Source organism: Roseicyclus marinus (assembly GCF_030163795.1).
GTDB lineage: Bacteria > Pseudomonadota > Alphaproteobacteria > Rhodobacterales > Rhodobacteraceae > Roseicyclus > Roseicyclus marinus.
In genome coordinates, this window is the sequence record NZ_JASJOF010000004.1 from 281,397 (window position 1) to 297,603 (window position 16,207).

At 58.1% G+C, this 16,207-nt stretch carries 13 protein-coding genes and 2 pseudogenes; 10 read left to right on the top strand and 5 right to left on the bottom strand.

The window, feature by feature from the left end:
* Positions 1-264 precede the first annotated feature (264 nt).
* The 3 genes and pseudogenes from QQK63_RS08615 to QQK63_RS08625 all read right to left on the bottom strand — a co-directional run.
* A pseudogene (locus QQK63_RS08615) lies at positions 265-816 on the bottom strand (DDE-type integrase/transposase/recombinase); the annotation flags it as partial.
* A gap of 314 nt (positions 817-1,130) precedes the next feature.
* A complete protein-coding gene (locus QQK63_RS08620; RefSeq protein ID WP_277823602.1) occupies positions 1,131-2,276 on the bottom strand; it encodes a GGDEF domain-containing protein in 1,146 nt (381 codons plus the stop codon).
* 476 nt (positions 2,277-2,752) lie between these two features.
* Positions 2,753-4,039, bottom strand: a complete 1,287-nt coding sequence (locus QQK63_RS08625) for a sensor domain-containing diguanylate cyclase (RefSeq protein ID WP_277823604.1) — start codon at positions 4,037-4,039, stop codon at positions 2,753-2,755.
* Between the two features lie 302 nt (positions 4,040-4,341).
* Between QQK63_RS08625 and QQK63_RS08630 the strand changes: the two genes are divergently transcribed.
* The 4 genes and pseudogenes from QQK63_RS08630 (at position 4,342) to QQK63_RS08645 (ending at position 8,748) form a co-directional block, all read left to right on the top strand.
* Positions 4,342-6,939 (top strand): bifunctional diguanylate cyclase/phosphodiesterase, encoded by a 2,598-nt coding sequence (locus tag QQK63_RS08630; protein ID WP_277823606.1) that lies wholly within the window; start codon positions 4,342-4,344, stop codon positions 6,937-6,939.
* A gap of 477 nt (positions 6,940-7,416) precedes the next feature.
* Positions 7,417-8,031 (top strand): annotated as a pseudogene (locus QQK63_RS08635) (tyrosine-type recombinase/integrase); the annotation flags it as partial.
* Positions 8,032-8,140: 109 nt separating this feature from the next.
* Positions 8,141-8,392, top strand: coding sequence for a type II toxin-antitoxin system RelE family toxin (locus QQK63_RS08640; protein ID WP_277823608.1), 252 nt, complete (start codon positions 8,141-8,143; stop codon positions 8,390-8,392).
* Positions 8,393-8,403: 11 nt separating this feature from the next.
* A complete protein-coding gene (locus tag QQK63_RS08645) occupies positions 8,404-8,748 on the top strand; it encodes a helix-turn-helix transcriptional regulator (RefSeq protein ID WP_277823610.1) in 345 nt (114 codons plus the stop codon).
* Positions 8,749-8,950: 202 nt separating this feature from the next.
* Here the strand turns inward: QQK63_RS08645 and QQK63_RS08650 are convergent, their stop codons facing one another.
* Entirely contained in the window at positions 8,951-9,496 is a 546-nt protein-coding gene (locus QQK63_RS08650; RefSeq protein ID WP_277823612.1) for a YaeQ family protein, read from the bottom strand.
* Positions 9,497-9,757: 261 nt separating this feature from the next.
* Here QQK63_RS08650 and rsgA point away from each other — a divergent pair, with 261 nt between their 5' ends.
* Positions 9,758-10,792, top strand: a complete 1,035-nt coding sequence (gene rsgA, locus QQK63_RS08655; RefSeq protein WP_277823614.1) for a ribosome small subunit-dependent GTPase A — start codon at positions 9,758-9,760, stop codon at positions 10,790-10,792.
* A gap of 169 nt (positions 10,793-10,961) precedes the next feature.
* Here the strand turns inward: rsgA and QQK63_RS08660 are convergent, their stop codons facing one another.
* The gene (locus QQK63_RS08660; protein WP_277823616.1) at positions 10,962-11,441 is read right to left on the bottom strand and encodes an Lrp/AsnC family transcriptional regulator; all 480 of its coding nucleotides are present in this window, start codon (positions 11,439-11,441) and stop codon (positions 10,962-10,964) included.
* A 170-nt stretch (positions 11,442-11,611) separates the two neighbouring features.
* Between QQK63_RS08660 and QQK63_RS08665 the strand changes: the two genes are divergently transcribed.
* The 5 genes from QQK63_RS08665 (at position 11,612) to QQK63_RS08685 (ending at position 15,879) form a co-directional block, all read left to right on the top strand.
* Positions 11,612-12,079, top strand: a complete 468-nt coding sequence (locus QQK63_RS08665) for an RrF2 family transcriptional regulator (protein WP_277823618.1) — start codon at positions 11,612-11,614, stop codon at positions 12,077-12,079.
* 179 nt (positions 12,080-12,258) lie between these two features.
* Entirely contained in the window at positions 12,259-13,446 is a 1,188-nt protein-coding gene (locus tag QQK63_RS08670; RefSeq protein WP_277823620.1) for a sulfate ABC transporter substrate-binding protein, read from the top strand.
* 3 nt (positions 13,447-13,449) lie between these two features.
* The gene (cysT, locus tag QQK63_RS08675) at positions 13,450-14,289 is read left to right on the top strand and encodes a sulfate ABC transporter permease subunit CysT (RefSeq protein WP_277823622.1); all 840 of its coding nucleotides are present in this window, start codon (positions 13,450-13,452) and stop codon (positions 14,287-14,289) included.
* Positions 14,282-15,145: a sulfate ABC transporter permease subunit CysW gene (gene cysW, locus QQK63_RS08680; protein ID WP_277823624.1), complete on the top strand. Its 864-nt coding sequence runs from the start codon at positions 14,282-14,284 to the stop codon at positions 15,143-15,145. The genes cysT and cysW overlap by 8 nt, the downstream gene beginning before the upstream one ends.
* A gap of 14 nt (positions 15,146-15,159) precedes the next feature.
* Positions 15,160-15,879, top strand: a complete 720-nt coding sequence (locus QQK63_RS08685; RefSeq protein WP_277823626.1) for a sulfate/molybdate ABC transporter ATP-binding protein — start codon at positions 15,160-15,162, stop codon at positions 15,877-15,879.
* Positions 15,880-16,207 lie beyond the last annotated feature (328 nt).

The following is a 16,207-nucleotide window of genomic DNA, read 5'->3' on the forward strand; positions in this document are numbered from 1 at the left end:
AACAATGAGATGGCACAAGTGCAATAACAGCGTGATGGCAAATCGGCAAAGCTGAGGATCGAGAAAGCCCGAAGAGCTTTAAGCGCGCCCAAGCGCGTCCCGTTGATGAGGCCTCGATCCGCGGACACCATCAGGGCCAGCAGTCATGTATAAGGCTGCGCAAACAGGCCGAATACATGAACGCACCTGCCTACGAAGAGCACGTTCAAAGCACTTGCGCCTGCGGGGCCGTCTATACATGAAGCTCTCGACGAAGCCGTTCTACATGGGTTTGCCCGGGGCGATGTAATGCCATGCAACACCGATCCGTTGACACCATGACAGGACCGCCATGGAGGTCAATTCCGTGCCGTTGTCGCTGACCACCATGACCGGGCGCCCTCGCCGGACGATCACGGCATCAAGTTCACGGACAACGCGGTGCCCCGACAGCGACATGTCCGCCACCAGTGCCAAGCATTCGCGGCTGTAGTCGTCGACCACGGCCAGCACACGGAACCGGCGCCCATCCGTCAGCGCGACGCTCACGAAGTCTAGGCTCCAACGGATGTTGGGCGCGTCCGGCAGCAGGATCGGCCGACGCGTGCCGAGCGCTCGCTGCTGCCCGCCCCTGCGGCGCACCTAGAGCTCCTCTTTTCAGTAGAGCCGTCTGAGCTTCTTGAGGTTCATCACGATCCCCTGCCGCTCGACCATGACATGGAAGGCCTGGTACCCAAAGCGCCGGCGCTCGGCGGCCACATGATTCAAGATCGCATTGTCGAGCATCGTCTCGGCTAGCAGCATCTTCAGCTTAGCATTCTCGTCCTCGTGCGTCTTCCTGGTCGCCACAGCATACCGTGCAGATAGCGGCTCAGTCTTGGCTGCAGAGGCCGCACCCGCGCTTCTTTCCGGGATCACGTCCAATCCGACGCGTCCTGCGCGGTCCGAAGGCTACCTCGACGAACTGATGGGATTGCTGAAGGGTGCAATCTTGGCGTTGGCCTAAGGTTTGGTGACGAAAGATCATCTGTAGTGTGGGCTGCTGGAATAGCTTAGCATTTCTACGACATTGCAACGGTTACGCTTGCACCAAGCAAATTGTGTGACAAAGCAATCAATATCTGTCGTTGTTGCGTCGCCGGATCCGCATCTCATGTCGACGCGTCAACTTTAGGTGCCGCAAAATTGATATCCTCAGTCACGTTGAGGCGCGCATCTTGTGAGTGGATAATTACTTGGTTTTTGCCAGATTTCTTTGCGCTGTGCAGGGCAGTGTCTGCCTGGTGGAATGCAGTTGAGAAGGGCAGAGGTTTTTCTGCCCAAACTGCACCGATGCTTACCGTTAATGAGTTGGAAATACTTGGATGCCTAAACTCTAAAATTTGCTTCTGGATTGCACGCAGCTTCAGCGAGGTTTCATTAAAACTCATGCCTGCTGAGCAGAACATGAACTCATCTCCACCAAAACGACCCGCGAGGCAGTTTTTGGATATGTTCTTCTTAACTATTCTGGACAAAGCGACAAGAATTTGATCGCCAACCACGTGGCCGTAGGTGTCGTTGATGTTCTTGAAGTTATCTATATCCAAGACGACAAAAGAGACCTTTGAATTATGGGATGAGCCCAAAAGAAGGCTGTAAGCTTGGTCAAAAGCCCTGCGATTTAAAAGGCCAGTTAGCGGATCAAAAGAAGCTTGCCGCACCAAGTGATTTTCGCGATCCTGCTGATCTTGAAAATACTTGAGAAAGTTTCCTAAAACGAGACTTCCGATGATGTTGATAAAGACCAACACGGGGATCGCGTTCAGGAAGACACCAGTCCAATATTCCCTCGGGAGAAGGAAGGTGGAAATGTATGAAACGCTTATTGCGAGGCCAAGGAGGGCAAACTGTGTATGTCTGTTCCATTTACCTTCCACATAATGCCGCCAAGCCAGGCCGCAGCAGCCAGCAACAAACAATGAGAAAATGCAAACATAGGCCGTCGGCGCTGCCTCAAGATATCTCGTAAGGGCTGCAATTGTGAATGTGATAAGGCCCGCGACAGGCCCAAACACAGCAGCGGCGCACCCAACAAAAAGATTACGAGGATCAATCTGCAGGCTATTTACATGCATGATCGGCTGCGCGGACATGAGAGCAGCGCCGACCCCTAGAATACAACCGAACGCAACATTCTGGATCAAGCCACGACTCATTGATTTATAAGCAAAAATACTTGCAACCGCAATCAATGACATCAGGCCAGCGAGGTTGAGTGCCGATAAAAAGTATTGGATATAATTCTGATCGGCCATCTCTTCTTTCTTGCATTCTGCGCGGGTGTCCCTCCACCAACTGTAACGTCGCTCCAGTTTCTCCTTCTGTCAACAAATACAGTGCGCAACCGGCTCTATTTCACCAATCGGGTGAGGGATTCGCCGGCGAACCCAGAGTGTTAGTTGGGATGCGTGAACAGACGCGCGTCCACAATTTACAAAGCCGGGATCAAGCCGGCCTATAACGGATCGGACCCGGAAATCACGCCGCGAATGCTCTGGCGATAAATCCTTTGGGCTTACGTGCGCTGGTATTATCGAAAGTCGCCCTTAGCACCGCCACAATGTCCGCTCAAAGCGTCCGGAGGTAGGCAAGGCTCATCGGGCGGTCGTGGCCGCATCCGCACAGGACGGCATGGAGCGCATCACCGAGCGCGCCTTTCAGGGGCAAAGGGACGGCGACGCAGTTCAGTTTATGCGAACTGTACCTTGTTGCCTTCGCACTGGGCTATCTCTCAAGGCCCTTCGGCGGCCTGGCAAGTATTGTTTCGCCCACGCGCCTTAGCCTCGTACAGCGCAGCATCTACACGCTTGAGCAACTCGTCATGCTTTTCGCCAATGTGAGGTGTGCCGACCCCAACTGATACCGTGACCCCTCCAACAGCCGGAAGCTCAGTGGTCGCTACAGCGACACGGATTCTGTCAGCGAGCAGCGGCGGCCGGATGGAAGAAACATCGGTGAATATGACGAGAAACTCCTCGCCACCCCACCGAATTACATGGTCGTTCAAGCGAACCGTCTTCAGGATGGTATTGGCAACTGATCTGATCACGTCATCGCCAACGCTGTGACCGTAGGTGTCGTTGATCGACTTGAAATGATCGATGTCTATCGAGGCAACGGCTATGGGGGATGTTTTGAGGACCTTGCCTTGGATCAAAGATTTAAGCAGCTCTTCTCCATGACCCCGGTTAAAGAGCCCGGTCAGAGCATCTGTCTTGGCTTCTTTCGACAGATTCTCTTCTCGCTCAATGTGATTGGAAATATCTTTGCCCACGAGAATGAGGTCTTGGGCACCGGTCGCCTCGTTGCTGACCGGACGCACACTGTGATCGATAAAAATGCTGGAACCTGACGACCCTCGATGTTCCAAGACGACGCGCCAGCCGACGCCGTTATTACCTTCTTTGCCGTTCTCATGTAGTGCTACGCGCAACTGCGCAACCGACATGGTCTGTACAAGGATTGAGGTGAGGTTCTGCCCTACGTGACAGTCGAATAGGTTACGCGCCGCTAAGTTGCAAAAGCCAATTTCGAGGCCTTCATTGGTCATCAGGATCGGATCAGGAATGACCTGCAGCACCTCTTCCAAGAGAAGGTTTCTGCCTTGTGAGGCGCGAAGCTCCGACAAATCGGTTTGAACAGAAACATAGTTTACAATCTCACCGATGTCATTTCGAATGGCGCTGATGTTCCAACGCACAAAATATCGTTCGCCACCCTTTTTGTAATTGAACGTTTGGCCTTCGAAAAAGCTACCACGTTCCAGGCACAACTTTAGCTCGTCGATAACCGCTTGGTCAGTGTCCGGCCCCTGCAGATGCGTCAACGGACGCCCTAAGAGCTCGTCGAGAGTGTAGCCTGTCATGCCAAGAAAGGCAGGGTTGGCATATTGAACCGCATAATGATCCGCCTTCGAACCGGACGTGATCACCACAGCGTTCCACATCTGGTCGACGACGGCATACAATACCTCTGGTCGCAAATGCACCTTGGTCATGTGCCTCTCCAGATTTGCCATGGTGAGATCTTCAGCTAAGACGCTTAAAGCCGCAGATGTTGCGCGAAGGAGTCAAATATTTGGAAGTGAACATCACTATGGCTAACGGGATTTTTCGCATCGGCGTATAGCCGGCCGCGACGAATTTAAGGGCCGTAGCTCAGCACTGCTTATGACACTTTTTCGTTTTTTGATACAGCTAATGTTCAGAATTTTCGGGCGAAGCATTTGGCCATGATCAAAAGTTGTCGGAACCAGCAACGCCCGCTTTACTTGCCGCAGGTTCATATTGCAGATAGCCTCTCGCTAACGAGGGTCAGACCATGATGAATAGCTTAAGAGCTGCCGCTTTTCTCAGCTTGGTGGTGGGCAGCATTTCGGGCCTCGCCGTCGGGATTTACCAATTCCAGCGGGTATTCGCAGCTAACGTCGCGGAAGTGCGGCGCGACGCCCTGCTTGCTGTCGATACCGTCGAACTGTTGGTCCAGAATATACGCTTGGCGGTTACGACCGTCGCAGCAAATATTGATCCTGATGATCTCGCCGGCAGTGCAGAAGTGTTCTGGCAGTCCGTGAAGCAGGAATGGCCTAGGCTTAGGACGATGCTCGTAATCGACCCATCCGGTTCCATCGTTGCAGATCTTGGCCGGGACGGCGCGGCGGTAGGAACGGATGTTTCGTTCCGGGACTATTTCTTGGAAGTGATCTCGGGGCGCGAAACCGTTTATTACGTGGATGCGCCGATCATCTCGACTTTTGACGACCGATGGATTCTGCCCGTCAGCGCCCCCGTATTGGATGAAAACCTCGGTGGACAAGGCGTCGTAACGGCAAGCGTTGAGGAAAGTTATTTCGATCCTACCGGGTGGCAAAGCCTCGGACAGGGTAGCCAAGTTTATCTGGTGTCGATGGAGACGGGTGGTGTAGCCGCTCTCCAGCCTGATATGCCCTTGCTTGGATCTGGCGAGAGCGCTGACGCTGCAGTTTTGGAGGCAATGAGGGGACCGGAGGGCCGATTGGCTATCCCGGGTCAGACAGCCTTCGGAAGCGTCGCTAGCTTCGGCAGTCTTGGCGTCATCGTTTCGCGGCCATCCATGGCCATTAGGGACTTAGCGATCAGATCCGGAGCGATCAGGGGACTTCTTGTTGCAGCCGCCGCCGCCTTTTTCGCGATGGCTATTTTCCGGGGAAAGGTGGTTCTGGATCGATTGCGGCGCGATGAAGAACGATTTCGTAATTTGGAAGCACAACAACGACTTGCCACGAGTGCGGCTCAAATTGGAATGTGGCGCCTAGACCTTGGAGATCAGTCTCTTGTCTGGGATGCAACGATGTACCAGCAATATCAGATCGCACCTGAGGATTTTGGCGGAAATTTTGAAGCTTGGCGTAGTAAAATTCACCCAGAGGATGCGACTAGGTTCTCGTCTAAACTTGAGGCCGCAATAAAATCCGAGCAAGACTTCAGCGACCAGTTCCGTATTTTGACGCCAACGGGAGATGAGCGCACGATTCTAGCAATGGCCACTATAACTCCAAGCTCGGACGCACAGGCGAAATCACTCACGGGCGTCAGTCTCAACGTGACAAGAACTGTAGCCAACGAGAAGGCTCTCAGGACTGCGTTGAAGCGCATCGAGAAGGATGCATCGATTGACCAGCTAACAGGTATTGGGAACCGGCGTGGATTTTTGCAACATACTCGGCGCTTGCAGAATAAAATACCAATCGAAGAAACGATTGCAGTCATATTGCTAGATATCGACGAGTTCAAATCAATTAACGATGTTTTTGGTCATGTCGGTGGGGATTATCTGCTTACTGTATTGGCCAAGCGCGTGGAATCGTTTCTTGGCGCAGACGATTATATTGGGCGACTTGGTGGCGACGAGTTTTCAGTCATTCTAAGCGGATCAAGAGTGGCGGAAAGGGCGGTGAATATAAGCAATCTTATTCTGGAGTCGTGCCGGAACCCGCTCTCATTTGACGAAAGGACAATACGGTACACTGCGAGTATCGGGGTGGCTTTGGGCCCTCTATCTTCCGCCGTTCGGCTTTTGGAGGATGCAGATATCGCACTTTACGAAGCAAAAAGAGCGGGTCGCAACAGACTGCAATTGTTCAATCCTAAATTGCGGGCTCGTTCTGAAGACAGAAAGCATCTTTCTGATGACCTGAGGGTGGCTATCAGCAGGTCTCAGATAGGTATACGCCTACAGCCGCAAGTTTGTACACGAACCGGTTCGTTAGGTGGCGCAGAGGTTTTGGTGCGGTGGTGGCATCCGTTAAAGGGCGAGCTTTCTCCAGACCAATTTCTACCTCTCGCTGCTGATATGGGTCTTCTATCAGAAATAGATGCTATTGTGATGGCAAAAGCCTTTGAGGCTGTGAAAATCCTTGAGGAACACGGTATCTACTTGCCAAGCATTTCGCTAAACACAAGTTTAGAACGCCTAATTTCTCCTAAATTGATTACGGATGTTAGATCTTACTCAAGCTACTCTGGAACAGTAATATTTGAGTTGTTGGAAATCACAGACTTTAGTCTGGTGGAGCAACAGGTTTTGGGTCATATTTCCAAGCTGAGAAATATGGGTATATGTTTTGCAGTCGATGACTTTGGATCAGGCCATGCGTCACTAACAGCGCTTATAGCGCTCAAGCCAGATTTTGTTAAAATTGACAAGCGCATCGTTATTGAAGAAACTTCAGATGGAAATAGCCAATCTCCATTCTTGTTGGCCATTGTGGATTTGTGTGAGCGTTTAAATATTAAAGTAATCGCGGAGGGTGTTGAGACAGCTCAAAGCGCCGAAATATTATCTAATTTAGAAATTGAATTTCTTCAGGGCTACTACCACGGTCGTCCAGCTACAGTAGAAGAATTTATTGACTGGGTTCTATCATGCAGGCCTCAGTGACGGTAGGGAAGTGTTTGTAAACCCGTGCATGATTTGATTTTTAGAGAATAAGAGAGCAAGTATACGTACGGTCAGTCTTTCTTGGATTTTCTTCTTGCTCCAGCATATGTCAAGCCGGCTTCAGAGTTTTGCTATTGCACTTCATTCTTTGCGTTAGTCTTGTGACGCTTAGGCCAGTGTTTTTTGATCGTTCACGACAATGAGTTTTGAAGTAAAGCTAGTCGCTGGGGTCAGGACCCATGAATCCGCTTGAAGCCGCCCCGGCTCAGTGGTTCAGGCTTCCAAGCACAGGGGGTATAATGAGCGGGCATTTTTGGCTGACAGATGAACGGATTCCTCGCAAAACTGACATTGGCCTAAACTGCAACGACCGTCAGCTTTTCGTCCGACGCGAGGACAACGCCCCCGGGGTCGTGATAACCTGCCTCCATCGGCAAGACCGAAGAAGGGTGGGCACGGTGGACAGGAGGTAGTCCCATGTCCGTCGAACTTCTTCCCATCCTTCGTCCGACCCGAGTTCCCTGGAACAAGGGCCGCATCATTGGCCAGAAACGCCCGCTTATGCCGAAGCATGTTTGGTCCATCCGCGTCCGTCTCGAGATGGCAGGCAACGCGCGCGACCTCGCGCTGTTCAACTTGGCAGTGGATAGCAAACTGCGCGGTTGCGACCTCGTCGGCCTCAAGGTGCGGGATGTCTTCGCCGCCGGGCGTGTCAAGGAGCTGACCTCGATGATCCAGAGCAAGACCGGCAAGCCGGTCCGGTTCGAGATCACCGAGACGACGAGGGTTTCCCTCGAGCGCTGGATCGGTGACCCGGAGATGATCGGTCGCGAGTTGCTGTGGCCCAGCCGGATCCACGGCAGCCCGCATCTGTCCACGCGATAGTATGCCCGGATAGTACGCGGCTGGGTTACGTCTCTGGGCCTGGAACCGAGCGCCTACGGCACGCATTCCATGCGGCGCACCAAGGTCGCGCAAATCTACAAGAAGACCGGCAACCTGCGCGCGGTCCAGCTGCTGCTGGGACATACGAAGTTGGACAGCACGGTGCGCTACCTCGGTGTCGACATCGAGGATGCCTTGGCGCTCTCGGGGGGGGATCGACCTCTGAGGCAAACGCGGCCGGTGCGAGCTGGCCGCGCTCGTCGCCCAAGGTGGCATTGGCCTTGACACAATAGGTTTTGTAGCCTAAAGCTACATCATGAAGCAGATCAGCTACACGAAGTCCGCGATCCGGGCTTTGCGCCGGATGCCCGCCAACACGGCCAAGTTGATCCGGTCCAAGATCGAAGCCTACGCGACGGACCCGGCCTCACAGATCAATAACGTGAGGTCCCTCAAAGGGCGAGAAGGGATCCGGCTGCGGGTCGGCGACTGGCGTGTGATCATGGATGACCAGGGCAATGTCCTAGCGGTTCTCGATATTGGCCCACGCGGTGGCGTCTATGACTGAAAGGGACTGACATGAACGAGATGGTGACGATCCCGCGCGAGGAATACGATCGCTTGCGGGCCGCAGCCGAGGATCTGGCCGATCTGCAGAGCCATGACCGGGCAAAGGCTGCCTTGGCGGCAGGGGCCGAGGAACTGATCCCTGCTGCTTACGCGAATCGGTTGCTCGGCGGGGAAAACCCGCTGCGCGTCTACCGGGACCTGCGCGGCCTGACTCAAGCCACACTGGCCGAAAGGGCCGGGGTCAACCGCGTCACTGTCGCCGAGATCGAGACCGGCCGGAAGCAGGGTTCGGTCGCCAGCTTGCGCGCCCTGGCGGGCGCGCTCGACGTCACGCTGGACGATCTGATGGAGTAATCGGCCCTGAGCTGCCGTTCGGGACCACCGCAATCAAGGGCAGCATTGTATCCTCGCTGTCCAAGAACGCGATCAGACTGCGGCCGCTGTCGACGGTGATCCACGCTGCTACGCAACTTGGGCTATCACGAAATTGGCGCGACGGAGTCGGTCGATTGCATTTTGGGCGCCTCAGATCGACATAGCCTCCGTCTACGGAGCCCTATGCCGCACCCTTCCATGTCTCGAGCGTGACGTAGACGACGGCCTCGTCGGCGCTGACCATGACGTCGCCGTCGTTGATATTCACCTGAAGCTTCATCGCGCGGCGGGCGAGTTTCGAAAGGGCGGCCGCTTCCGTTTCGGAGAAAGCGATCACCTCGAGATTGTCGAAACGTGAGGTGCCGGTCCCGACCTTGTCCCACCAGGCCTGCGCGACCCTGCCGCCGTAGGCGTAGACGATAACCCTCGCGGCCTTGCCGCAGGACTTGCGAATGACCTTCTCGCTCGGAAGGCCGAGCGCCACCCACAGATCGATTTCGCCGCTCAGGCTTTTTTGCCAGATGTCGGGCTCGTCATCCGTCGACAATCCCTTTGTCATTTCCAGATGCTCGTGCGCATTCAGAGCAAAGGCCACGAGGCGCAACATCAGCCGTTCTTCCGTCTCGGACGGATGTTTGGCCACGGTCAGCTTGTGGGTCTCGTAGTAGTGGCGGTCCATATCCGCGACCGACAGCTCGATTTTATAAATGGTGGCATTCTGCGCCATGGCTTGCCCAAACCTCAAAGGAAGAGGAGGCCTATCCGGTCCGTCGATCCTTGGGAAGACAATATGGCGTCGCCCCGACACATCCCTGTTTTAGGGAAGCCGTCGGGGTCGGCCTGCAGGATGCTCCGGATTCTTCTCCGTCGTGACCGCGGCCGGCGGCACCGACGAAGGCGCGGCAGGGACGTCGTGTTCCCTCCCGGCGACACGTGCAGCCCGCGAATGGGCTTGTGTCCTCCCCGCGCTGGGACCATGACCGCAGGTATGAGCCATTTTCCCGAGCAGCCCACGGCATCGGCGGCCGCCCTCGGCTGGTGCCCCTATTTCGAGGACCAGCTGGCACCCGACGAAGCCCATCTTCTGAAGATGCGCGTCGCAACGGTCCACCGGACCAGGCTGACCGCCCGATCCTCAACCGGAACCGTCCGGCTGCGTCTGGCCGAAGCGGCGCAGACCGCAGGCTTCGCTGTCGGCGATTGGGTTCTGGTGGACCCGGAGAGCTATGTTCTTTACCGCCGGCTGGACAGGCGGACCCTGCTCCAGCGGCATGGCGGGGGCAGGCAGGTTCCCCAACTCATCGCGGCGAACGTGGACACGCTCTTTATCGTTACATCTTGCAACGACGACTTCAGCCCGGCTCGGCTCGAACGGTATCTGGCGCTTGCGAACGAGGCGGGGACGACCCCGGTGGTGGTCCTGACCAAGATCGATCGGACGCACGATGCCGAAGGATACCTTCGGCAGACAGAGGCCCTTCAACGCGGGCTGGCCGTGGTCATGCTGAACGCAAAGGCGCCCGAAGCGGCGCGGACGCTGGCGCCCTGGTGCGGCGCCGGCCAGACAGCCGCCTTCGTCGGGTCCTCGGGCGTGGGAAAATCCACGCTGCTTAACACGCTCGCGGGTCGGTCGGGCGAGCACGCACAGGCCACGGGCCCCGTGCGCGAGGCAGACGCGAAAGGCCGTCACACGACGACGGCGCGCTCGCTCCATGAAACCGTGACCGGCGGCTGGGTGATCGACACGCCCGGCATGCGTTCGCTCACTGTCGGCGGTGTCTCCGCCGGGCTTGACGAACTGTTTGCGGAGATCGTCGACCTCGCCCCACGCTGCCGCTTCCGGGACTGCACGCATGCCCACGAACCCGGCTGCGCGGTAAGAGCTGCCGTCGAGGCGGGAAAGCTCGATTCAGCGCGCCTTGACCGGTGGCGCAAGCTTTCCGAGGAAAATCGAAACAACACCGCCGTTCGGACGGGTCCCCGCGGCAACCGGATTCTTAAGATGCCGGGACAAGGCCGCTGAGGGGTTCGGCCATGAGCATACATTCGCAGTTTGCAGGATCTGCATCGTGCGGTTTCCCGAAGTGGACGGTCATTTCCAGGCGTAACGCGGTGCTTTGCAATGCGCGGGAAACCCGCTTCGGTCTGCATCGCGCATCTGGAATGACAGACGCGCGGCACGGGGAAGGCACTCAATCGGCTTCGAGGCTTGTCTTCGGCAGGGGCAGCGCGGTGCTGGTCCTCACTTTCTCCAATGCGAACAGAGAGTTCACACTGCGCAACCTGATCCGAGACGTAAGTGTGTCGTAGAATGCGTCAAAGGCCGACATGTCGGGCACGACCACCCGCAGCATGAAGTCATGGGTTCCGGCGAGCCGATAGATATCGCGCACGGGGCCGAGCGTCTCGACGATCGCGAGGAAGCTGGCGCGCCAATCGGCTGTATGGTCCAAGGCTTCCACCATCACAAAGATGGTCAGCGACAGCCCGAGGGCATCGGGATCCAGCAGCGCCACACGGCCACGGATGACGCCAGCCGCCTCATGCTTCTGGATGCGCTTCCAGCAGGGCGTCTGTGACAGGCCCACCTGATCGGCGATGCGGGCAACCGGGATGGTCGCGTCGTGCTGAAGAAGATCGAGGATCTTCAGGTCGATCCGGTCGAATGTCATCGCGCCCCCTCTCTGGCGGTTGCTGTCGCCCCTCGAGTCAGGATCAGGATGCCACATTTCTTCTAAATGTCGATCTTCTTTATCGTCTTTTTGGGTTCATGCTCGCATCGTCCCCGAAAGCTGATAATGTTGATCTTGTCAGTCGCAGTATCGAGAGCCACAGCCGGCCCATGATCACCCACAAGACCAAATACGCGCTCAAAGCACTTATGGTGCTGGCCGATGAAAAGGCAGGCGATGCCGAGGCCCTGCGTATCGAGGAGATCGCGGAACGCTCGGGCGCGCCGAAACGGTTTCTCGAACACATCCTGCTCGATCTGAAGCGCGCCGGTCTGATCGGCAGTCGTAGGGGCCGAAAGGGCGGATACGAGATGATCAAGGAGCCAAGGCGCGTCTCGCTGGCCGAAGTCTTGCGCCTGATCGACGGCCCGATGGCCCCGCTGCCCTGCCTGTCGCGCAGGGCCTATCAGCGCTGCGAGGATTGCACGGATGAACAGACCTGCCGGGTGCGCGCCGTCTTTGGCAGTTTCTACGCCACTTACATCCTGATGATCGAATCTCTCACCGTCGCGGATCTGCAGAAGGACGCGCGGCCGCTGGAAGGCTTCAGTCTGCCGGAACCTGCCGCCGGAGAATGATGTTCCAAAATCACGACTGAAAAGAGCGTGATTATTCCTTTGCTAATCACGATCAAGTCTGTCGATATTTACGCGTCAGGCGGCTTTGGCGACACGTCTCCGGAAAGGGCCATCCTTTCCGCAGCGCCGCCCAGTCGACCTGACACCAGAATTCGACAGGGATCGGCAAAGGACAGGTCATGTATCGCAGCATCCGGATAAGCGGGCCTAGGCTCGCTAAGAGCATCTTCTTCCGAAGTCTCGGCGAAAGAGGGAACAAGATCGACGCGGGCCATACGCGTCCGTGGGGGCATCTGATCACGGTCGCTTGGCCCAATGCAGACGGTAGCTATCATCACGCACTCCGCACGGTCTTGTCTGCCGGGCATCTGCATGCGCGGCTGCTGGCTGCCACCGGAGCGCTTGGCCTGACCTTCGCAGGCACGGTCCCCGTGGCGGCGCAGGAAGGCGTAGAGATCCTCAACGTTTCCTATGACCCCACGCGCGAGTTCTACCGGGAGTACAACGAACTCTTCAACGCGTGGTGGACGGCGCAGGGCAACGCACCGGTCACCATCCAGCAGTCCCATGGCGGCGCAGGTGCGCAGGCGCGGGCGGTGATCGACGGGCTGGAGGCGACGGTGGTGACGCTGGCGCTCTCGGCGGACATCGACCAGATCGCCGAGCGCACGGGGCGCATCCCGGCCGATTGGCAATCGCGCCTGCCGCAGAATTCCGCGCCCTATACCTCGACCATCGTCTTCCTCGTGCGCCAAGGCAATCCGCGAGGGATCGAGGATTGGGATGATTTGGTGGCCGAAGGCGTGCAGGTCATTACGCCCAACCCCAAGACCTCGGGCGGCGCACGGTGGAACTTCCTCGCCGCCTGGGCCTATGCGGAGCGGAGCGGCCTCGATCCGGCCGGGTTCGTGGGCGCGATGTACCGGAATGTCCCAGTTCTCGACACCGGCGCGCGCGGATCGACCACGACCTTCACCCAGCGGGGCATCGGCGATGTGCTGCTCGCGTGGGAGAACGAGGCATTTCTCGCGCTCGCCGAACTGGGCGAGGACGCCTTCGACATCGTCGTCCCCTCGGTCTCGATTCTGGCTGAACCGCCTGTGACGCTGGTCGACGGCAACATCACGTCCGACGCGCAGCGTACGGCTGCCGAGGCCTATCTTCAGCATCTCTACAGCCCCGAGGCGCAGGCGCTGGCACTCAGCCACTACTATCGCGCTTGGGACACGTCACTGGCCGCGCCCGACGACGTCGCGCGGTTTCCGGACCTCGAGCTTGTCACCATCGCCGATTTCGGCGGTTGGGCGGTGGTACAGCCCGAGTATTTCGGCGAAGGCGGCATCTTCGACCAGATCTACGAGGAATAAGACATGAGGGTGGGCATTTTGCGCTCGCCCTCACCCCTTCCGGGGTTTGGGCTGAGTTTCGGGATCATGACGGCAATTCTGTCCATCGTGGTCCTTCTTCCCATCGGGGCGCTTCTGGGCCGTGGGCTGATGATCGGCCCGGCCGACCTGTGGGACATGCTGAATTCCCGCCGGATCTGGTCGGCACTGACCCTGTCGTTCAGCGCCGCGCTCATCGCGTCGCTCTTTAACCTCGTCTTCGGGCTGATGCTTGCTTGGGTGCTGGTGCGCTACCGGTTTTGGGGCCGCCGTTTTATCGACGCGGCGGTGGACCTGCCGTTCGCGCTGCCCACGGCGGTGGCCGGGATTGCGCTGACGGCGCTCTATGCGCCCAACGGCGTGTTCGGGCAGGCGCTGGCACCATTCGGTCTTCAGGTCGCCTATACCGAGGTGGGGATCTGGGTTGCGCTCGTCTTCATCGGCTTGCCCTTCGTGGTGCGCACCGTCCAGCCGGTGATCGAAGAGCTGGAGCGCGACCTCGAGGAAGTCAGCGCTACGCTCGGCGCCCGCCGTGCCTATACGCTCCGCCGGGTCATCTTGCCCACGCTCACGCCTGCCCTGCTGACCGGCTTTGCGCTCGCGCTGGCGCGGTCGGTCGGCGAATACGGCTCGGTCATCTTCATTGCGGGCAACATCCCGAACATCACAGAAATCGCGCCGCTGCTGATCGTGATCCGGCTCGAGGAATACAACTACGACGCCGCGGCCGCGATCGGGATCGCCATGCTGGTCATCTCCTTTGCCATGCTGCTTGTCATCAACGCCATCCAGACCTGGAGCAGACGGAGGATCGGTCTTGCCTGACATCACCTTGTCCCGCCCGGTGCCCGTCACCACCGAAGCGCCGCTCATTCGCGGCCTGCTGATCGGCGTGGCCCTGATCTTCGTCGCGCTCTTCCTCTTCGCGCCCCTTGTCACCGTCTTTGTCGAGGCGCTGCGGCAAGGCTGGGTTGCAGCCCTCGACGCGCTCCGTTTACCCGATGCGCTGGCCGCGATCCGCATGACGCTGACCATCGCGGCCATCGCCGTGCCGATCAATGCCGCCTTCGGCATCGCGGCGGCCTGGGCGATCACCAAGTTCGACTTTCCAAGCAAGGCGTTCCTCATCACCCTGATCGACCTGCCGTTTTCGGTCTCGCCGGTCGTGGCGGGCCTGATGCTGGTGTTGCTCTTCGGCGCAAACTCCACGCTGGGCGGCTGGCTGATCGCTAACGACATGCCTATCGTCTTTGCCTTCCCCGGCATCTTGCTGGCGACGCTGTTTGTCACCTTCCCCTTCGTCGCGCGCGAATTGATCCCGGTAATGATCGAACAGGGACGGGCCGAGGAAGAGGCCGCGCTGACGCTCGGCGCCTCGGGCTGGCGCATCTTCTTCACCGTCACCCTGCCGAACATCCGCTGGGCGCTGCTTTATGGCGTGCTCCTGTGCAACGCGCGCGCCATGGGCGAATTCGGGGCCGTCGCCGTCGTTTCGGGTAAGATCCGGGGCGAGACGGCAACCATGCCCACGATGGTCGAGATGTTCTACAACGAATACCTCTCGGTCGCAGCTTTCACGCTGGCCGCCGTGCTGGCGATGCTGGCGCTTCTGACGCTTCTCCTGAAATCCCTGCTCGAATGGCGCCATGCGGACCTGCTGGCAGCCACGCGACGTCATTGAGAAAGGATACGGACATGAACATCGAGATCGAGGAACTGGCTAAGGAATTCGGCACCACGCGGGCGCTGCATCCGGTATCGCTTCCCATCCCCTCGGGCGCTCTTGTGGCGCTGCTTGGGCCCTCCGGATCGGGCAAGACCACACTGTTGCGTATCCTCGGCGGGCTCGAATTCCCGACCTCGGGCCGGGTGCTCTTCGGCGGGCAGGATGCGACAGGCCTGAGCGTGCAGGAGCGTCGAGCGGGCTTCGTCTTCCAGTCCTACGCTCTCTTCAAGCACATGACTGTGTTCGAAAACATCGCCTATGGCTTGCGCGCCCGCCCCCGCAAGGAACGCCCGCCCGAAGCCGAGATCGGGCGTCGCGTACAGCGTCTTCTGGATCTGATCCAGTTGCCCGATATAGGTGCGCGCTATCCAAATCAACTTTCGGGCGGCCAGCGGCAGCGCGTGGCGCTGGCCCGCGCGCTCGCCATCGAGCCCCGGATGCTCTTGCTCGATGAACCCTTCGGCGCGCTCGACGCCAAGGTTCGCAAGGAGTTGCGGCAGGGCTTGCGCGAGATCCACGACCGCACAGGCCTGACCACGGTCTTCGTCACCCACGATCAGGAGGAGGCGATGGAACTGGCCGATCTGGTCGTCGTGATGTCGATGGGCCGCATCGAGCAGGTGGGCAAACCGGCCGACATCCGCGCGCGGCCCGCGACCGATTTCGTGCGCGATTTCACGGCGGCCTGACGGTCGCTTGCGTCGTCATCATCACGCTCGGGATCGCGTTGGGCAGCTGCCAAAATCGCTCGCAATTTCCGCGGCACTGTACAACTGGCAAGAACTCCAACGCAGACATCGGCCGCCGCCGTTCGGCTCGTTGAACGTCTGATTACTTGTTCAAGACGCGAAGTCTGGGCTGGAGAGCGAATATGATGAACGACCGTACCGCCCATTGCGGACGGTCATGCAGGGTGAGGAATGTCGACGGGCGGGGCGTGCCGGACAGTCGGACCAATCCGAGTGCTGTGCCCTAGTTCCAGAAAGCGTCCCTTCGAGTGACGGGATCGGATCATCG

Bases quoted from the DNA above. Each gene is read 5' to 3' on its own strand.
- QQK63_RS08670 (WP_277823620.1), top strand. From the start codon at position 12,259: ATGTATCGCAGCATCCGGATAAGCGGGCCTAGGCTCGCTAAGAGCATC.
- QQK63_RS08640 (WP_277823608.1), top strand. From the start codon at position 8,141: ATGAAGCAGATCAGCTACACGAAGTCCGCGATCCGGGCTTTGCGCCGG.
- QQK63_RS08665 (WP_277823618.1), top strand. From the start codon at position 11,612: ATGATCACCCACAAGACCAAATACGCGCTCAAAGCACTTATGGTGCTG.
- QQK63_RS08630 (WP_277823606.1), top strand. From the start codon at position 4,342: ATGATGAATAGCTTAAGAGCTGCCGCTTTTCTCAGCTTGGTGGTGGGC.
- QQK63_RS08660 (WP_277823616.1), bottom strand. From the start codon at position 11,441: ATGACATTCGACCGGATCGACCTGAAGATCCTCGATCTTCTTCAGCAC.
- QQK63_RS08650 (WP_277823612.1), bottom strand. From the start codon at position 9,496: ATGGCGCAGAATGCCACCATTTATAAAATCGAGCTGTCGGTCGCGGAT.
- cysT (WP_277823622.1), top strand. From the start codon at position 13,450: ATGAGGGTGGGCATTTTGCGCTCGCCCTCACCCCTTCCGGGGTTTGGG.
- QQK63_RS08685 (WP_277823626.1), top strand. From the start codon at position 15,160: ATGAACATCGAGATCGAGGAACTGGCTAAGGAATTCGGCACCACGCGG.
- QQK63_RS08645 (WP_277823610.1), top strand. From the start codon at position 8,404: ATGAACGAGATGGTGACGATCCCGCGCGAGGAATACGATCGCTTGCGG.
- QQK63_RS08620 (WP_277823602.1), bottom strand. From the start codon at position 2,276: ATGGCCGATCAGAATTATATCCAATACTTTTTATCGGCACTCAACCTC.
- QQK63_RS08625 (WP_277823604.1), bottom strand. From the start codon at position 4,039: ATGGCAAATCTGGAGAGGCACATGACCAAGGTGCATTTGCGACCAGAG.
- rsgA (WP_277823614.1), top strand. From the start codon at position 9,758: ATGAGCCATTTTCCCGAGCAGCCCACGGCATCGGCGGCCGCCCTCGGC.